2 protein-coding genes are annotated in these 2,204 nt (G+C 75.0%); both read right to left on the reverse strand.

All coding sequences use genetic code 11. The features are described from left to right. Positions 1–308, reverse strand: a 308-nt coding sequence (locus ABT24_RS12120; RefSeq protein ID WP_286737899.1) for a Hint domain-containing protein, incomplete at its 3' end; no start/stop codon positions are given. 96 nt (positions 309–404) lie between these two features. After that, on the reverse strand, positions 405–2,204 hold a 1,800-nt coding region (locus tag ABT24_RS12125; RefSeq protein WP_286737901.1), incomplete at its 5' end, for a sensor histidine kinase.

Genomic DNA, 2,204 nt, shown 5'->3' on the forward strand with positions numbered 1-2,204 from the left:
CTTCTGCCCGTCCAGCCACACCGCCGGGGCGTTCGGGCCGGGGCGGCAACCCGGATGGCCGCCGCCGTGCCGGGCGGCACGGCCACGACCCGCCGCAGCACCAGCGCGGCGCCCCGCACGGCGCTCACCCGGTCGCCGGGGCGCAGGCGCTCCACTGCCACCGGGCCGTCCGGCGTGTCGATCGGCGTGCCGGCCGCGAAACCGGCGCCGGCCGTCGCCGGGGCGGCGCCGAAGCGCGCGGCGGCGGCGGCGGCGGTGGGGGGGAAGCGGTGCGGCGGCACGGTCATGCGGGGCAGGGTCTCGGCCAACGGGCGGCGCATCATAGAAGCCGCCGGCGCGCGGCGCGAGCCGGGTGCCCCGATTGCCAGGTTATCGCGAATGCCCCGCGACCGGAGCGGCCGGCGTCAGACCGCCGGCAGCCAGATCGCAACGGTTGAACCGACGCCGGTGACGCTGGCCAGGTCCAGCGCGCCCTCGTGGCGGCGGGCGAAGCCGCGGGCCATCGACAGGCCGAGCCCGGTGCCACGCCCCGGCCCCTTGGTGGTGAAAAACGCCTCGCCGGCCCGCGCCAGGGTCGCCGCGTCCATGCCGATGCCGCTGTCGTGCACCGATACACGGACGTAGCGGCCCGGAAGCAGATCGTTCCGCTCGCCTTCGGCGACCTGCCGTTCGGCGGCCTCGATGGCGATGTTGCCGCCGGATGGCATGGCGTCGCGGGCGTTGACCACCAGGTTGATGAGCGCCGATTCGAACCCCGCCGCCTCGCCGCGCACCGGCGGCAGGCCGGGGGGGATGGTCAGGCGCAGGTGGTACTGCGCGCCCAGCGGGCCGGCCAGCAGGTCCTGCACGGCGCGCAGCGCGGCCGGCACCTCCAGGCTCGGCGGCGTGCCAGGCGCCGGGCTGGACTCGCGGCGGGTATGGTCCAGCATGCGCCGTGTGAGCGCGATGCCGCGCTCGCTGGCGGTGATGATCAGCCCGGCGCTGCGCCGGCCGGGCGAGCCCTCCGGCGCGGCACCTTCCAGCAGCTCGGCGTTGAGGATCACCGTTTGCAGCAGGTTGTTGAAATCATGCGCGACCCCGGCGGCGAGCTGGCCGAGGGCGGCGACCTTCTCGGTCTGGCGCAGCCGCGCCTCCAGCTCGGCGCGCTCCATCGCCTGCGCCTGCCCGGCCTCGGCCACCGCGGTGCGACTGCGCAGCTCCACCTGCTCGCGCATGGTGGTGGCCTGGGCGCGGGCGGTCAGGATCAGCAGCAGCGCCATCGCCGCCGCCGCGCCGATGGTCGGCGACAGCATCTGGCGCAGCCAGCTGGCGGTGACCACCGCCGGGTCCATGCGGTGGATGATGGTCATGCGGTAGTTGCGCACCGGCCGGATGGCGACCAGGTGCAGCCCGGCGAGCAGCGAGCCGGAAGAGGCGAAGCGCACCCCCCGCCCCAGCCCGGCCTGCTGCGTCGGCACCATGCCGCGCAGCGCCTCCAGCGCCAGGTCGCCCGGCGGCAGGGTCTCGCCCTCCTTGGTGACCGGGGTGGGGAAGTCGGCCAGCAGCGAGCCGTCGTCGCGGATGATGGTGAAGCCGGTCTGGCGGGTTTCGGCGATGTCGCTGAAGAACTTCTCGAAATAGGCCGGCGCGAAGGAGGAGGCGATGACGCCGCCGTCGGACAGGCCGTCGGCACCGATGCGCGGGCGGGAGGCATGCACCTGCACCCGCCCGTCGACCCGGCTGATCACCACCGGGCTGATGAACGTGCCCTCGGTGCGCCGGCCGGCCGGCCAGGCGCGCACATAGTCGCGGTCGGCCAGCACGAGCTGTTGCGGCGGGTTGGGGGTTTCGCTAGCCACCGCCAGCCGGCCGGTGGGGTCGATCACCCCCAGTGTCTCGACGGTGGGGGTGGCGCGGTCGATGCGGTTGGCGAAATCATGCGCGGCGGGGGTGGCGCGCATCTCCTGCCAGCTCATGCCGGCGACGAAGGCCTCCATGCCGGCCAGCACCGCGTCCTGGGTTTCCAGCGAGCGGAGCACCTGCTCGTGCACCATGTCCACCGTGCGGGCCATTTCGCCGCGCGCGGAGGCCAGCACGTTGTTGGAGGTCCACCACCCGGCGGCGACCAGGCAGACCAGCGGCAGCAGCACGGAGGCGATCCACAGCCGGCCGAAGCCCGGCGCGATGAGGCCGAGCAGGCGGCGCGACCGCGCCGGCTCGGGCGC

Origin of the sequence: Thiomonas sp. SCN 64-16 (assembly GCF_001725585.1) — a bacterium.
In the GTDB taxonomy this organism is placed as follows: domain Bacteria; phylum Pseudomonadota; class Gammaproteobacteria; order Burkholderiales; family Burkholderiaceae_C; genus Thiomonas; species Thiomonas arsenitoxydans.